Source organism: Rouxiella sp. S1S-2, from assembly GCF_009208105.1.
Taxonomy (GTDB): domain Bacteria; phylum Pseudomonadota; class Gammaproteobacteria; order Enterobacterales; family Enterobacteriaceae; genus Rouxiella.
On sequence record NZ_WFKL01000001.1, the window covers coordinates 4,811,760 to 4,826,955 of the forward strand.

At 51.6% G+C, this 15,196-nt stretch carries 12 protein-coding genes and 1 other annotated feature; of the genes, 3 read left to right on the forward strand and 9 right to left on the reverse strand.

The genetic code is table 11. The annotated features are described in order from the left end of the window. Window positions 1-113: 113 nt before the first annotated feature. A complete protein-coding gene (gene dnaK, locus GA565_RS22010) occupies window positions 114-2,015 on the reverse strand; it encodes a molecular chaperone DnaK (protein ID WP_152200845.1) in 1,902 nt (633 codons plus the stop codon). 337 nt (window positions 2,016-2,352) lie between these two features. Between dnaK and satP the strand changes: the two genes are divergently transcribed. Then, window positions 2,353-2,913: an acetate uptake transporter gene (gene satP, locus GA565_RS22015; protein WP_152200847.1), complete on the forward strand. Its 561-nt coding sequence runs from the start codon at window positions 2,353-2,355 to the stop codon at window positions 2,911-2,913. 69 nt (window positions 2,914-2,982) lie between these two features. Here the strand turns inward: satP and GA565_RS22020 are convergent, their stop codons facing one another. The 3 genes from GA565_RS22020 to tal form a co-directional block, all read right to left on the reverse strand. Next, window positions 2,983-4,305 (reverse strand): MFS transporter, encoded by a 1,323-nt coding sequence (locus tag GA565_RS22020; protein ID WP_152200849.1) that lies wholly within the window; start codon window positions 4,303-4,305, stop codon window positions 2,983-2,985. Between the two features lie 125 nt (window positions 4,306-4,430). Beyond that, complete coding sequence (gene mog / locus GA565_RS22025; RefSeq protein ID WP_152200851.1) at window positions 4,431-5,018, reverse strand: molybdopterin adenylyltransferase; 588 nt, start codon at window positions 5,016-5,018, stop codon at window positions 4,431-4,433. Between the two features lie 176 nt (window positions 5,019-5,194). Beyond that, entirely contained in the window at window positions 5,195-6,148 is a 954-nt protein-coding gene (tal, locus tag GA565_RS22030) for a transaldolase (protein WP_055774722.1), read from the reverse strand. 198 nt (window positions 6,149-6,346) lie between these two features. On the opposite strand from tal, the gene GA565_RS22035 reads away from it, so the two are divergent. Beyond that, on the forward strand, window positions 6,347-7,771 hold the full coding sequence (locus tag GA565_RS22035; RefSeq protein ID WP_152200853.1) for a sodium:alanine symporter family protein: 1,425 nt from the start codon (window positions 6,347-6,349) through the stop codon (window positions 7,769-7,771). Window positions 7,772-7,913: 142 nt separating this feature from the next. Then, window positions 7,914-8,690 (forward strand): peroxide stress protein YaaA, encoded by a 777-nt coding sequence (gene yaaA / locus GA565_RS22040; RefSeq protein WP_152200855.1) that lies wholly within the window; start codon window positions 7,914-7,916, stop codon window positions 8,688-8,690. Window positions 8,691-8,788: 98 nt separating this feature from the next. Here yaaA and thrC read toward each other — a convergent pair whose 3' ends face one another. The 5 genes from thrC to GA565_RS22065 all read right to left on the reverse strand — a co-directional run bounded on the left by thrC (window position 8,789) and on the right by GA565_RS22065 (window position 14,569). After that, window positions 8,789-10,078, reverse strand: a complete 1,290-nt coding sequence (gene thrC, locus GA565_RS22045; RefSeq protein ID WP_152200857.1) for a threonine synthase — start codon at window positions 10,076-10,078, stop codon at window positions 8,789-8,791. A 3-nt stretch (window positions 10,079-10,081) separates the two neighbouring features. After that, window positions 10,082-11,011, reverse strand: coding sequence for a homoserine kinase (gene thrB, locus GA565_RS22050; protein WP_152200859.1), 930 nt, complete (start codon window positions 11,009-11,011; stop codon window positions 10,082-10,084). A 1-nt stretch (window position 11,012) separates the two neighbouring features. Beyond that, the gene (thrA, locus tag GA565_RS22055) at window positions 11,013-13,487 is read right to left on the reverse strand and encodes a bifunctional aspartate kinase/homoserine dehydrogenase I (RefSeq protein ID WP_152200861.1); all 2,475 of its coding nucleotides are present in this window, start codon (window positions 13,485-13,487) and stop codon (window positions 11,013-11,015) included. Window positions 13,488-13,540: 53 nt separating this feature from the next. After that, window positions 13,541-13,658 (reverse strand) — a sequence feature (Thr leader region). Further along, a complete protein-coding gene (gene thrL / locus GA565_RS22060) occupies window positions 13,597-13,665 on the reverse strand; it encodes a thr operon leader peptide (protein WP_072045096.1) in 69 nt (22 codons plus the stop codon). (Overlaps the previous feature by 62 nt.) Before the next feature lie 199 nt (window positions 13,666-13,864). After that, window positions 13,865-14,569, reverse strand: a complete 705-nt coding sequence (locus GA565_RS22065; protein ID WP_152200863.1) for a tRNA/rRNA methyltransferase — start codon at window positions 14,567-14,569, stop codon at window positions 13,865-13,867. Window positions 14,570-15,196 lie beyond the last annotated feature (627 nt).

Genomic DNA, 15,196 nt, shown 5'->3' on the forward strand with positions numbered 1-15,196 from the left:
GCTAACTCACTCCAGTCACTTACCGATGTAAGCTCCTGAAGTGAGTTCACTTGCCGCCTACCTGCATCTCAAATGCTTTCGGGTACGTATCGATTACTTTGCCTCAAGGGCAATTATTTTTTGTCTTTAACTTCTTCGAATTCAGCATCGACAACGTCGTCGTCTTTCTTCGCGCTGGCATCGCCGCCCTCAGCCTGAGCTTCTTGCTGAGCCATTTCCATCAGCTTGCCAGAAACCTGAACCAGAGCCTGAGTTTTCGCTTCGATATCAGCTTTGTCTTCGCCTTTTGCTGCAACTTCAAGCGCTTTCAATGCTTCTTCAATTGCCGTTTTATCTTCAGCAGGCAGTTTATCACCGGCTTCAGTCAGCTGCTTATGCGTGCTGTGGATCAGGTGATCAGCCTGGTTGCGGGTCTGAACCAGCTCTTCGAACTTGCGGTCTGACTCGGCGTTAGCTTCTGCGTCGTTAACCATTTTCTGGATTTCTTCTTCGCTCAGACCAGAAGATGCCTTGATGGTAATCTTCTGCTCACGGCCGGTATTTTTATCTTTAGCAGACACATGCAGAATGCCGTCGGCGTCGAGGTCGAAGGTCACTTCGATCTGAGACATGCCGCGTGGCGCTGCCTGAATACCGTCCAGGTTAAACTGACCCAGAGATTTGTTGTCGCTTGAACGCTTACGCTCACCCTGCACCACGTGGATGGTTACCGCAGACTGGTTGTCTTCAGCGGTAGAGAACACCTGGCTGTGCTTGGTTGGAATAGTGGTGTTCTTGGTGATCAGCGGAGTCATCACGCCGCCCATGGTTTCGATACCCAGGGACAGTGGAGTCACGTCGAGCAACAGAACGTCTTTAACTTCACCAGACAATACGCCGCCCTGAACCGCAGCACCGATGGCCACTGCTTCGTCCGGGTTAACGTCTTTACGTGGTTCTTTACCGAAGAAGTCAGAAACTTTCTTCTGAACCATTGGCATACGTGTCTGACCGCCGACCAGGATAACGTCCTGGATGTCAGAAACAGACAGACCTGCGTCTTTCAATGCAACTTTCAGTGGCTCTATTGAACGGGCAACCAGGTCTTCAACCAGAGATTCCAGTTTTGCACGGGTTACTTTGATGTTCATGTGTTTCGGGCCGCTGCCGTCAGCAGTGATGTACGGCAGGTTAACGTCGGTCTGTTGTGCAGAAGACAGCTCAATTTTAGCCTTCTCTGCTGCTTCTTTCAGACGTTGCATTGCCAGCGGATCGTTACGCAGATCCATACCTTGGTCTTTCTTAAATTCTTCAACGAGGTAGTTAATCAGACGGCTATCGAAGTCTTCACCACCGAGGTGGGTGTCACCGTTGGTAGACAGAACTTCGAAGGTTTTTTCGCCATCAACTTCGTCGATTTCGATAATAGAGATATCGAAAGTACCGCCGCCCAGGTCGTATACCGCAATAGTGCGGTTACCCACTTCGCGATCCAGGCCGTAAGCCAGTGCTGCTGCGGTCGGTTCGTTGATAATACGTTTTACTTCCAGACCTGCGATACGGCCGGCGTCTTTGGTTGCCTGACGCTGTGCATCGTTGAAGTATGCAGGAACGGTGATAACGGCTTCAGTCACTGGCTCGCCCAGATAATCTTCAGCAGTTTTCTTCATTTTCTTCAACACTTCTGCAGAGATCTGCGGAGGTGCAATTTTTTGACCTTTAACATCAATCCAGGCGTCACCGTTGTCAGCACCGACGATGCTGTAAGGCATGATGCCTTTATCACGCTGAACTTCTTCGTCCTGGAAGCGACGACCAATCAGACGCTTGATAGCAAACAGCGTGTTCTGCGGGTTAGTGACGGCCTGACGCTTAGCAGGTTGGCCAACCAGGATTTCACCGTCCTGCGCATAAGCAATGATTGAAGGAGTGGTGCGATCCCCTTCGGCGTTTTCAAGCACGCGTGCTTTGTTGCCGTCCATGATCGCTACACAAGAGTTGGTTGTACCCAAGTCGATTCCAATAATTCTACCCATCTAAAACGTCTCCACTAAAATTCATTATTCGTTGAGGTTGTTACTCTATATGCGGACGGTTTTCATCTTTTCAACTGTCCGATATTGCTTAAGACCGGCGGTAACAACTGCGGTTGAGAATAAGATGGGGCCATGTTGCCCAGCATCAAGGGCAAGAGTGAAAAAAATTCTTCTTAATTGCCGTTTGAGATCAATATTCAGCCTTTCACCCCTCTTTATGATGCCCGTCGCTCAGGCTTTGACGTAATAATCGCCAATTTTTCTGAGAGGAAGCACTCTTCCCCTGCCCAACCGCGCGGGGATAATTATGTAGAACAACGATTTTTTCAGGACATTCATGCAACATTGCAAGCTCGCCAATCCCGCCCCTCTCGGCCTGATGGGATTCGGCATGACCACTATTTTATTAAATCTGCATAACGCAGGCTTCTTTCCCATGAGCGCCGTGATTATCAGCATGGGCATTTTCTTCGGTGGCATTGCCCAGATTCTGGCTGGCATGTTGGAGTATAAGAAAGGCAACACTTTTGGTATGACCGCGTTTACCGCCTACGGAGCATTCTGGCTAAGCCTGATAGGCATTCTATTATTGCCAAAAATGGGTCTGGCCGACGCCAGTAGCGATAAACAGCTCGGCGCTTATTTAGCACTGTGGGGCATATTCACGCTGTTTATGTTTGTAGGATCACTGAAGCACAACCGCGCTTTGCAAATCGTATTCGGCAGCCTGACGCTGCTTTTCGCCATGCTGGCTACCGGCCATTTATTGGGCGATGCCGACCTGCTGCGCATGGCAGGCTATGAAGGTATTTTCTGTGGAGCCAGCGCCATCTATCTGGCGATGGCCGAGGTGATTAACGAGCAGTATGGACGCAGCCTGCTGCCCATCGGAGAATAACAGGTTGGAAAACGGGGTGAAGTAATAAAGGCAGCAGCGTCGCCATCGCGGCTCCGCTGCCTTTATCGTTTATTGCCCGCCGGAAATAGAATCTGCCAACCGCGCTTCGACAGCGGACTCGCTGTTTAAGTCGCGATTCAGATAAATTCCCAATCCCAGGCCAATCCCCGCCAGCGCCAGCACGTAATAGGCCGGTGCCATTGGCGTAAGGTGCATAATCAGGGTGACAAAAATAGGCGTCAGTCCACCGAAGATGGCGTAAGAAAGGTTATATGAGAATGAAATGCCGGTGAAACGCAGCGCCGACGGGAAAGCGCGAACCATCACATAAGGCACCGCGCCCACCACGCCAATGCTGAATCCCACCAGCGTATACATCGGCTTAAGCAGCGAGCTGTCCTGGGCTACCAGATGGTAAAATGACCAGCTGCACACGCCCAAAAACAGGCTACCCATAATAAAGGTTTTGCTGGAGCCAATGCGGTCTACAGTCCAGCCTGCCACAATACAGCCAAACAGCAGTGCAATTGTCGCCATACTGTTGGCCTGTAACGTCAGCGCCGCCGGAATACCCAACTGCTTTTGCAAATAGGTCGGCGTCATCAAAATAACAACCACAATGCCGGCTGAAAGCAACCAGGTCATCAGCATCGATACGACAATCTCTTTCTTATGATGAGTAAGCACCGACTTCAGCGGCAGACTTTCCGACAGCGCCTTATGCGCCTTCATCTCAAGGAAAATAGGCGTTTCCTGCAACCAGCGGCGTAAATACAGCGCAATCAGTCCAAAGATCCCGCCGAGGAAAAATGGAATTCTCCAACCGCCGTGAAGGATCGACGACGCAGGCAGCAGCGTATTAATCAGCGTGGCGACCAGTGAGCCGAGCAGAATACCGGCGGTGAGCCCCGCTGTCAGCGTACCGCAGGCAAAACCGATGCGTTTACGTGGAACATGTTCGGCCACAAATACCCAGGCACCCGGCACTTCTCCGCCAATGGCCGCGCCCTGAAGCAGGCGCATCAGCAACAGTAAGAGCGGAGCAGCAATCCCGATCGAGGAATAGGTCGGCAAAAGCCCGATAGCTAACGTCGGCAGCGCCATGAGAAGAATACTCAAGCTGAACATACGTTTGCGGCCAACCAGATCGCCAAAGTGCGCCATCACGATGCCACCCAGCGGACGAGCCAGATAACCGGCGGCAAAAATACCAAAGGTTTGCACCTGCCGCAGCCAGTCAGGCATGGTCGACGGGAAGAACAGATCGCCAATCACCGCCGCAAAAAACACGAAAATAATAAAGTCGTAGAATTCCAGTGCGCCACCCAAGGCAGCGAGAGAGAGGGTTTTGTAGTCCTGCCGGTTCAGCCGGCGATTATTATCAAGTTGCATAAGATACCTGGAGCACCGAGTTGAGGTAAAAAATATTGCCGCCTTATGTAAAGTAATTATTACTATAAGCGGCAGCTAATTTTCACACCACAGACTCTGAATCTTATAGCAGAAATAGGTTAACTTTAGTTTTTTGTATCGCGAATTGCGCTCTTCGGACGAAATGCTGCTACCAGCAGGCTATTCGTTTCAATGTAGGGTCCATCCAGCAGCTGTATACAATACGGTACACTGGCAAAAATCCCTGACACGATAACTTTACCGTCAGCCTCTTTCAGGCCCTCAAGCGTTTCTTTGATTGATTTTGGCTGTCCGGGAAGGTTAAGGATAAGCGCCTGCTTGCGGATAACCCCCACCTGACGCGACAAAATTGCCGTGGGCACAAAGTGCAGGCTTATCTGGCGCATCTGCTCACCGAAACCGGGCATTAAGCGATCGGCGACGGCCATCGTGGCATCAGGCGTGACGTCGCGACGCGCCGGACCGGTGCCGCCGGTGGTTAACACCAAGTGGCAACCGGCCTCATCCACCAGCTCGCAAAGCGCCTGCTCAATCAGAGGCTGTTCGTCCGGAATTAAGCGTTTTTCGAGACTGAAGGGGGTAGTAATTGCCTGTTCCAGCCATGCTTCCAGCGCCGGAATGCCTTTATCCTGATATACCCCACTCGAAGCCCGGTCTGAAACCGACACCAGGCCAATACGTAATTTATCCATTTCTTTCCTCCAGGACGTCTGTGCAATATTGCGCACGGCGCGCGCACAGTAAAAGACGAGTATATCGGGAACATCAGCGTGGAGTAGAGAGAGAAATGATTTTTTGCAGCGGGCAAGCATAAAAAAAGGCGGCCAAAGCCACCTTTTCATTTTTACTTAAACAATCGGACAGGCTATTACAGCAGGTCGGCGATCATTTTTTCGAGTTTGCCCTGGTCGATAGCAAACTTGCGAATGCCGTCTGCCAGTTTGTCGATAGCCATTGGGTCCTGGCTGTGGTCCCAGTAGAACTGTGCTTCTGTCAGACGCGCCGGGCGGGCTTTAACTTCACCGCTGTAAGACAGTTTACGTTCCAGGGTGCCTTCGCTCTCTTTCAGCTCTTTTAACAGTGCAGGTCCGATGGTCAGACGGTCGCAACCGGCCAGCTCGATGATTTCATCGATGTTACGGAAGCTTGCGCCCATAACAACAGTTTCATAACCATGCTGTTTGTAGTATTCGTAGATTTCGGTGACAGAAACAACGCCCGGATCTTCGCTTGGTGCGAACTCTTTTTTGTCGCCGTTGGCTTTGTACCAGTCAAGAATACGGCCAACAAATGGAGAGATCAGGTAAGCACCCGCTTCGGCACAAGCACGAGCCTGAGCGAAGGAGAACAGCAGAGTCAGGTTACAGTTGATGCCTTCTTTTTCCAGAACTTCAGCGGCACGGATACCCTGCCAGGTTGAAGCCAGTTTAATCAGAATGCGATCGTTGCTGATGCCTGCATCGTTGTAGAGTTTGATCAAACGATGAGCTTTCTCGATGCTGGCTTCGGTGTCATAAGACAGACGAGCGTCAACCTCGGTAGAAATACGGCCCGGGACCAGCTTGAGGATCTCGAGACCGATATTTACCGCCAGCTTATCAGCGGTGTCTATAATCTGTTGGTCGCGGTCGCTGCTCTGGTCACGTGCCCATGCAATGGCTTCGTCGATCAGTTTACGGTACTCAGGAATTTGAGCCGCGTTCAGGATCAGTGAAGGGTTGGTGGTTGCATCTTGAGGCTGATACAACTTGATTGCCGCGATATCACCAGTGTCTGCAACTACTTTGGTCAGTTCGCGTAGAGAAGTAAGTTTATCGGTCATTATGGCATATCTCATCGTTTGTAGATTATCGTTGAGGCATTTTCATGCCTTGCCTTGTCTTGATGATAACATGCACGAAGACATCCGCAAGGCAGTTCTGGCGGTCATTATTTAAAGGGTTAAAAGCGCCGTTTTTGCACAAAAACAAGGCAAAAAATGAAGGATTAGCCATGCATTTTTCAGGGATAAAGGATTTAAATGGCCAGTTTGCTTAACTTTTTGGACGATATTCTATGGGAATCAATACTTATCTACTTCCTGCTGGGATACGGACTCTACCTTACACTGCGCACCCGTTTTATTCAGTTCAGGCGCTGGCCGGAGATGTTCATCAGTTTAAAGCGCGACACGGCCGCCGACTCGCGGGGTATTTCTGTATGGCAGGCGCTGGCGGTCACGCTATCGGGACGTATCGGCATAGGGAGCCTGACCGGCGTGGCTATGGCGCTCACCGCAGGCGGTCCCGGCGCAATATTCTGGATGTGGGCGATAACCCTGCTGGGACTGCCGATGTCGCTGGTCGAAAACACTCTGGCGCAGGTCTTTAAAACCACCGACCGACAGCGGCATTTTCGCGGCGGACCATCGGAATACATGAGCCGCGGACTTGGCATGCGCTGGATGGGTGTGCTGTTTTCCCTGCTGATGATAGTCACCCTTGGGCTGGTATTTAATGCGCTACAGGCGCAGGCGGTAACGCACGCACTTTCAAGGGCTTATCAATTTACGCCGTGGCACATTGCGGTTGCGCTGGCGCTGCTTTTTAGTCTGGTAATTTTCCGCGGTCTTAAGGCGATAGTGCGTATTTCTGTCTGGCTGGCGCCATTCATGACGATAAGTTATCTGGTACTGGCGCTGTGGGTGATGGCGGAGAATGTTCATCAACTTCCCGACGTTTTCCTGCTGATTTTCAGATCAGCATTCGGGCTGCAGGAATTTGCCGCCGGTGCAGTTGGCTATGGTGTCACTCTTGCCATGACGCAAGGTATTCAGCAGGGATTGTTCTCCAACGAAGCGGGTTCGGGATCAACGCCGCACGTCAGTGCCTTGGCGTCTATGCGACACCCTGCCAGCGCAGGATTCTCGCAGATGCTGGGCGTGCTAATTGACACCTTTGTGGTCTGTAGCGCCACCGCAATAATTATTCTTTCTTCCGGCCTGTTGAATACGCCCGCAAGCAGCACCAGCGGCATTAACGTATTGGAACTTGCGGTGACGGCAAGCGTTGGCCAGTTCGGCCCGCAGATGGTGGCGATTTTTGTTCTGGCGTTTGGTTTCACCACCATGATTGCCAACTATATGTATGCGGAAAATAATCTGGTGTTTTTGCAGCGCGGAAAAACACAGTCAATACCGCTATTACGCCTGCTTATGACTGCCATGCTACTGGGTGGCTGCCTGATAAGTACGCCGCTTTTGGTGCAAACGGCCAGTATTTCGCTGGCGGTCATCACCATTATTAATCTGACTGCCCTGCTTTTACTCACTGGCCTGGCGCTTAGGGTGGTAAAAGACTACGAGCGCCAGCGGGTGATGGGCAGGACCCCGGTGTTTAATCCTGATCACTTCCCAGAGCTGAAAGGCCAGTTGCAGGCCGACGTCTGGAAAGACCATGAAAAATAAAAATCGCTAAACCTCTCAAGGCGGGGCCTATTGCTATGATTTACCTTCATCGCCCCGCACGCGATTATTTTTTGATAAAGTAGTGCCAATAAATTTCTTAAATTCGCGGCTGAATCCCTGCGCAAACTAACCGGACGCCCTAATGCTGACTATTATTTCTCCAGCCAAAACACTCGATTTTGAAAGTGAGCTTGCCACCAAACGCTTTACTCAGCCGGAATTACTGGATAAATCCAGCCAGCTAATAGGTATTGCAAAGAAACTGACGCCGGCGGAGATCTCAAGCCTGATGGGGATTAGCGATAAGCTTGCACACCTCAACGCCGAGCGTTTTAACGACTGGCAGCCGGACTTTACTCCAGAAAACGCGCGTCAGGCTATTCTCGCCTTCAAAGGCGACGTTTATACCGGTTTGCAGGCTGAAGATTTCAGCGAGAAAGATTTCGATTTTGCCCAGAAACACCTGCGCATGCTCTCAGGGCTTTACGGCCTGCTGCGTCCGCTGGACCTGATGCAGCCTTATCGTCTGGAGATGGGCATTCGCCTAAAGAATCCTCATGGGACCAATCTGTATTCATTTTGGGGTGATTTGCTGACTGAGAAATTGAACGTCATCCTCAAAGAGCAGGGAGATAATATTCTTGTTAACCTGGCGTCTGACGAATATTTCAAAGCGGTGAAGCCCGCCAAGCTTGAGGGTGAAATCATCAAGCCGGTGTTCCTCGACGAGAAAAACGGTAATTACAAAGTGATCAGCTTCTATGCCAAAAAGGCGCGCGGGCTGATGAGTCGCTTTATCATTAAAGAGCGTCTGACCAAGGCGAAACAGTTAAAAGAGTTCTCTCTTGAGGGATACCAGTTTGACGCCGCGCGTTCAGAGGGCAATGAGCTGGTGTTTACGCGGGCAGAGCAGAAGTAATGGCGAAGAAAATGGGCAAGGGACCTATATCGCAGCATTGAGGGATTTAGATCCCCTCTCCGCGTTTTATCGCGAAGAGGGGGGCAAAGACTCAGAACTTACTCAGGCAACGCCATCAGGAATTTACGCATTTCACTGAAGTCGCTCGGCAAGTTGTGCGACAACAGCGGCAGGTCGGCGCGATCGGCCAACTCTTTTGGCAGCGGCAGCTCCTGACCCAAAATCGCGTCTACGCTTTCCTTGAATTTTGCAGGGTGAGCCGTGCCGATGAACAGACCAAACTCCCCTTCTTTCAACTGGTCGCGCAGTGCGCGGTAGGCAATCGCCGCGTGTGGCTCAGAGATGTAACCGATATCCGCCAGCTCGCGCATCGCGTCTTCAGTCGTCTCGTCGTTGACTGCTGCATAGCCCAAATCTTTCAACTGCCAAATTTTGCGGCGGTAGAGCTCCTCAACGCGCGGCCAGTTGTTTGGCTGGCTAACATCCATCGCGTTCGACAGCGTAGCGACGGTTTTATTTGGCGTCCACTCACCGTTGCTCAGGAAGCGAGGCACGGTGTCGTTGGCATTGGTCGCGGCAATGAAACGCTTGATGGGCAGGCCCAAAGACTTGGCCAGCAGGCCCGCAGTCAGGTCGCCAAAGTTGCCGCTAGGTACTGAAACCACTAACTGGTTACGCGCTTCTTGCGGCAGCTGAGCTACGGCTTCGAAGTAGTAGCAAATCTGTGCCAGCAGGCGGCTGATGTTAATCGAGTTAGCCGAGTTCAAATGCAGCGCGACCTTCAGCTCTTCATCGTCAAAAGCCTGTTTAACCAGCGCCTGACAGGCATCGAAATCGCCGTCGATAGCCACGGTGTGAATGTTGCCACCGAGGGTGCAGAACAGTTTTTCCTGCAGCGGGCTGATTTTGCCGCGCGGATAAAGGATAACCACACGCACGTTTTTCAGACCGTGGAAGGCGTGCGCGACTGCCGCACCGGTATCACCGGACGTTGCGGTCAGAATCGTTACCGGCTGATCACCCGACACTTCGGTGAGGATCTGCGCCATAAAACGGCCGCCGAAATCTTTAAAGGCCAGCGTTGGGCCGTGGAACAGCTCCAGGCAGGCCACGTCGTCGCTCACTTTTGCCACCGGTGCCGGGAATGCAAAGGCGTTCTTAACGCGCTGATACAGCTGCTCTTCGGGAATTTCATCACCGATAAAAGCGGAAAGAATACGGCTGCTGCGGGTAACAAAGTCCAGCTCCAGCAGTCGGTCGATTTCGGTCAGCTCAAACTCAGGCAGATCCAGTGGAAAAAACAGTCCTTGTTGCTTGCCCAGCCCCTGCTTCACCGCTTGTGCGAAGCTGACCTGCTCGTTGTGATCCTTCAGGTTATACAGTTTCATCGATTATCCCAATAGTCTCGCGCCTGCGGTATCCAGGCGACAAATATGAACAAAACCTTCGTCATTTTGCAGATAGTGATTCTGCAACCAATCAGCCATACGTTTCGCCGTCTCGCCGTCGTTGCACACTGCAAACAGCGTTGGACCTGACCCTGAAATCCCGCAGGCCAGCGCACCAATCTCTTCGGCAGCCTCGCGCGCCTGAGCAAAGCCCGGCAGCAAACGGGTACGATAAGGTTCGGCAATCACGTCTTTCATCAATTTAACCGCCAATTCTGGCTGCTGCGTATGGCAGGCGTGAACAAAGCCTGCCAAATAGCGACCGTGAGCGATGCAGTCCTGACGGCGATACTGCGCCGGCAAGATAGCGCGCGCTTCGGCGGTAGAAACCTTGATGCCTGGATACGCCATGACCCAAAGCCACTCGTCAAAGCACGGCACGTCCTGAGAGATGATGCCCAGCTCTTCAAGCATCAACTGCAGGCCGCCGAGGTAGCAAGGCGCGACGTTGTCATAGTGCACGCTGCCCGAAATGCGCCCTTCCAGCTCGCCCATCAGCGCCAGCATTTTGCTGTCGCTGAGCGCGTTGCCATTGAATTCGTTCATTGCCATCAAACCGGCAACCACGGAGCAGGCGCTTGAGCCTAAACCTGAGCCGATCGGCATGTTCTTCTCGAGCGTCATCGCCACCGGAATTTCTTTGCCCACTTCCTGACAGTAACGCTGCCAGCACTGGTAAACAATATTCTCTTCCATCTTGTCCGGCAGCTTGGAAACAAAGCGCCCTTCATTTTTGAGACTAAATACTGACGCCGCCTCAACGGTAACGCAGTCGCCCAGCAGCGAACCATCCACCGGAGAAACTGCCGCACCCAGCACATCAAAACCCACGCTTACGTTACCAATTGATGCCGGGGCATATACCTTAACCATATTAAACTCCTAACTTCCATGACAGCGTTCGCAAAAGATCGGCAAATACGCCAGCAGCAGTAACATCGTTACCCGCACCGTAGCCGCGCAAAACTAAAGGAATCGGTTGATAGTAGCGGCTGTAGAACGCCAGCGCATTCTCGCCATTTTTCACTTTATACAGCGGATCGTTACCGTCGACGGCGACGATTTTCACGCTGCAGCGACCTTCATCAATGGCACCCACGTAGCGCAATACTTTACCTTCGGCGGCGGCGTCTGCCACGCGCTGTGAAAATTCGACGTCAAGTTCAGGCAAACGTGAGAGGAAGGCATTTACATCACCGCTGGCGTCAAAGGATACCGGCAGAACCGACTCGACCTCAATGTCAGAAAGCTCAAGTTTGTAACCGGCCTCACGCGCCAAAATAAGCAGTTTACGCGCCACGTCCATGCCGGACAGGTCATCCCGCGGATCCGGCTCGGTAAAGCCGCTTTCGCGCGCCGCCAGCGTTGCCGTAGAGAGAGAAACGCCCTCATCTAGCTTGCCGAAAATCTGCGACAGAGAACCCGAAAGGATACCGGTAAAACGCACCAGCTCGTCACCGGCATTAAGCAGGTTTTGCAGATTTTCAATTACCGGCAGACCTGCGCCAACGTTAGTGTCGTAAAGGAACTTGCGGCGAGAACTCGCGGCGGCCTTGCGCAGCTGATAGTAGTAATTCATCGACGAGGTGTTGGCGCGTTTGTTCGGCGTCACGACGTGGAAACCGTCGGTCAGCAGGTCGGCGTACTGATTGGCAATCGCTTCATTTGACGTGCAATCCACCACCACAGGATTAAGCAGGTGATACTCTTTAACCAGGCGGATCAGGCGGCCAATATTGAACGGCTCTTTGGCAGCACCCAGTTCGTCGCTCCAGCTTTCCAGCGCAATGCCGTGCACGTTGGTCAGCATCGCGCGGGAGTTGGCGATACCGCACACGCGTAAATCAATATGCTTGGCCTTGAGCCAGGCTTGCTGACGGCGGATTTGCTCAATCAGCGCGCCACCCACGCCGCCCACACCTATCAGGAATACTTCGATAACCTGATCGGTGTTAAACAGCATCTGGTGGCTTACACGCACGCCCATCGTGGCGTCGTCGTTGCTGACCACCACCGAAATTGAACGCTCGGAAGAGCCTTGTGCAATAGCGACGATGTTGATATTGGCGCGAGCAAGCGCGGAGAAAAACTTGGCAGAGATGCCGCGCAGCGTGCGCATACCGTCACCAACCACCGAAATTACAGCCAGTTTCTCGGTAACGTCCAGCGGTTCAAGCAGGCCGTCTTTAAGCTCAAGGTAGAATTCATCTTCCAGCGCTTTGCGGGCGCGAACCAGCTCAGCCTGCGGTACACAGAAGCTGATGCTGTATTCCGAAGAAGATTGAGTAATCAACACCACTGAAATTCCCGAGCGCGACATCACCGCAAACACGCGGGCGGCCATGCCAATCATGCCTTTCATACCCGGACCAGATACGTTGACCATCGCCATATTATTCAGATTAGTGATGCCTTTAACCGGCATGCTTTTGTCTTCAAGCTCGCTGCCCGCACTGTTGCTGCCGATAAGCGTGCCCGGTGCCTGCGGGTTGGAAGTATTTTTAATCAGGCACGGGATCTGGAATTGAGCAATCGGGGTAATAGTGCGCGGGTGCAATACTTTTGCACCGAAGTAGGAAAGTTCCATCGCCTCCTGATAGGACATTGACTTGAGCAGGCGCGCGTCCGGCACGATGCGAGGGTCGCAGGTGTAAACGCCGTCAACGTCGGTCCAGATTTCACAGCAGTCAGCGCGCAGACAGGCAGCCAGTACCGCAGCAGAGTAGTCAGAACCGTTACGACCGAGTACGACCAATTCGCCTTTGTCATTACCGGCGGTGAAACCGGCCATCAGCACAATGTCGCTGGCAGGAATATTACTGGCGGCAATGCGTGCGGTAGACTCATTGATATCGACGGTTGATTCAAGATAGTGGCCAACGGCCAGCAACTTCTCGACCGGATTGATCACCGTCACGCCAAAACCTTTAGCCTTAAAAACGGCTTCCATGATGGCAATTGAAAGTTTTTCACCGCGGCAGATGATGCTGGCGTTAACGCTGTCGGGACACTGCCCCAACAGTCCTACTCCGTGTAAAAGCTGCTTGAGCTGACCAAACTCCTGCTCGACAAACGTTTTGACGGCGGGCAGGTCAAATCCTGGCTGCGCGTCGGCAAGGCCTAAAATCAGGTCGGCAAAAATGCGCTCTGCATCGCTCATGTTCGGCAGAATGTCCTGCCCGGCAACGGTTTTTTCGATCATTGCGACCAGATGATTGGTAATTTTAGCCGGGGCTGACAATACCGTAGCAACCTGTCCCTGACTTGCATTGCTCTCCATGATTTCCGCAACCCTCAGGAAACGTTCGGCATTTGCTACTGAAGTCCCGCCAAATTTCAACACTCGCATTTCTGGATTCTCCTACTCTCTTATCGAGCAATATTTACAAGGGAATGTAGCCTAAAAAAAAAGCCCGCACTGTTTAGGTGCGGGCTTTTTTCTGTTTTTCCTGTACGCGTCAGCCCGCCCCGTTACCGATGGTAATGGTGGTGGTAATAATTGTTGTGTTCAGGCTGATGTGTCGCATTTGTTTTTGTGTTCGTCTTATTGGTTTTTACTCTGTCTGCCCTATTAGCTAAAGCATAAGGCACCGTAAGTCAATTTTTTTCTCGTTTTTGGCCGGTTTCACCGTTTTTATATGACAGCGATTTACACCATATTTTCGCGCCATTTTTAGGTAATAAAACCAAAATTAAGCATAAAGGTTGGACAATACGCCGCCCCACTCACCTAAAGCCTCCTGCCTCAGCGGTCGATTTTTTTTCAATATCGTGCAGTAAGGTGTGCAACATCGCCGCGTCCCGCTGTTCGAGAACGCCTAGTCTTTGATGCAGCCAGTCACCTAATTTTTGGTCATTCTGGGCATCAAGATTGACCAGTAAACGCGACACTCGCGCACGCAGTGCTTCAAGCTGACCGGCCTGGGCCTGAACCGGCTCTTTCTGCGCCAACTGATGTAAAGAAGAGAGCTGATAGCAGAACACCATTACCGCCTGACCCAAATTTAAAGAGGGATAGTCAGCTACCATCGGAACGCCGGTGAGCAGGTCGGCCAGCTCAAGCTCCTCATTGGTCAGCCCGGAATCTTCGCGGCCAAACACCAGCGCCACGTTGTTCACCCAGCCTTGGCGTTCGGTCAGTTGAGTTTCAAGCTCCTGCGGCGTGCAGTAGTAGTGAAACCTGGCACGGCTGCGGGCGGTGGTCGCGACGGTAAAATCGATATCAGCCAGCGCGTCGCTAAGGGTGGCAAAATACTGGGCATTTTGCAAAATTTCACCTGAACCGTGCGCAACCCAACCGGCTTCCGGTTGTAAATGCGCCTGGCTCTCAACGATGCGCAGGGAGGCAAAACCCATGGTTTTCATTGCCCGCGCCGCAGCACCCACATTTTCAGGCCGTGCCGGGGAGACAAGAATAATATGAACCTGCATGAGCTACCTCTAAAAAATGACGATTAAAGACGACTGCCAAGTCGCCAATGAGATCTATTTTGGCCACGGACAATCGGGATGACCCCAATTATAATTCACATCCGTTTAACAGTCTCTGAATATGTCGGTGCCCATTGTGCGGCAAAAAGCCTTCATGATTGTAATCAGGCAATGAATAGCATCCTACTCGCCAATGGTCATTAATAGGGTTTAATAATCATAGTGATAAGTAAATTTGTACCATTTGTTAACTTTTTTGAAACTTAAAGTTATTTAACCATCAAATATTTTTTAATAAACAGCAAAATGTAAGTATCAGGTGCCGGATTTTAAGTATTTTTCACCTTTCTGTTACCGTGCTACAATTGAAATTGATATATGTCAACAAAGCGTAGTTTTGTTGAGTGGTAGTTTCGGTACTCGCTGTTATATTGCTGTTAATAGGGTTAGGATATGCGCCGCTCATGGTACTAACGGGACTGCAGGAAGTGATATCCCAACTGAGCAGGCGATGTTATTGCCGTTGATGGAAAGTGTACCAAGAACGCGTTTACGTACTTTAGTCATGTGAAGAGTGAAACTGAACAATAAAAAAGTAGAATTGTTCAAGATAACAAAGACTTTTGT

Coding starts and splice junctions, on each gene's coding strand:
- thrA (WP_152200861.1), bottom strand. CDS start 13,487: ATGCGAGTGTTGAAATTTGGCGGGACTTCAGTAGCAAATGCCGAACGT.
- satP (WP_152200847.1), top strand. CDS start 2,353: ATGCAACATTGCAAGCTCGCCAATCCCGCCCCTCTCGGCCTGATGGGA.
- GA565_RS22020 (WP_152200849.1), bottom strand. CDS start 4,305: ATGCAACTTGATAATAATCGCCGGCTGAACCGGCAGGACTACAAAACC.
- thrC (WP_152200857.1), bottom strand. CDS start 10,078: ATGAAACTGTATAACCTGAAGGATCACAACGAGCAGGTCAGCTTCGCA.
- mog (WP_152200851.1), bottom strand. CDS start 5,018: ATGGATAAATTACGTATTGGCCTGGTGTCGGTTTCAGACCGGGCTTCG.
- GA565_RS22035 (WP_152200853.1), top strand. CDS start 6,347: ATGGCCAGTTTGCTTAACTTTTTGGACGATATTCTATGGGAATCAATA.
- dnaK (WP_152200845.1), bottom strand. CDS start 2,015: ATGGGTAGAATTATTGGAATCGACTTGGGTACAACCAACTCTTGTGTA.
- yaaA (WP_152200855.1), top strand. CDS start 7,914: ATGCTGACTATTATTTCTCCAGCCAAAACACTCGATTTTGAAAGTGAG.
- GA565_RS22065 (WP_152200863.1), bottom strand. CDS start 14,569: ATGCAGGTTCATATTATTCTTGTCTCCCCGGCACGGCCTGAAAATGTG.
- thrB (WP_152200859.1), bottom strand. CDS start 11,011: ATGGTTAAGGTATATGCCCCGGCATCAATTGGTAACGTAAGCGTGGGT.
- tal (WP_055774722.1), bottom strand. CDS start 6,148: ATGACCGATAAACTTACTTCTCTACGCGAACTGACCAAAGTAGTTGCA.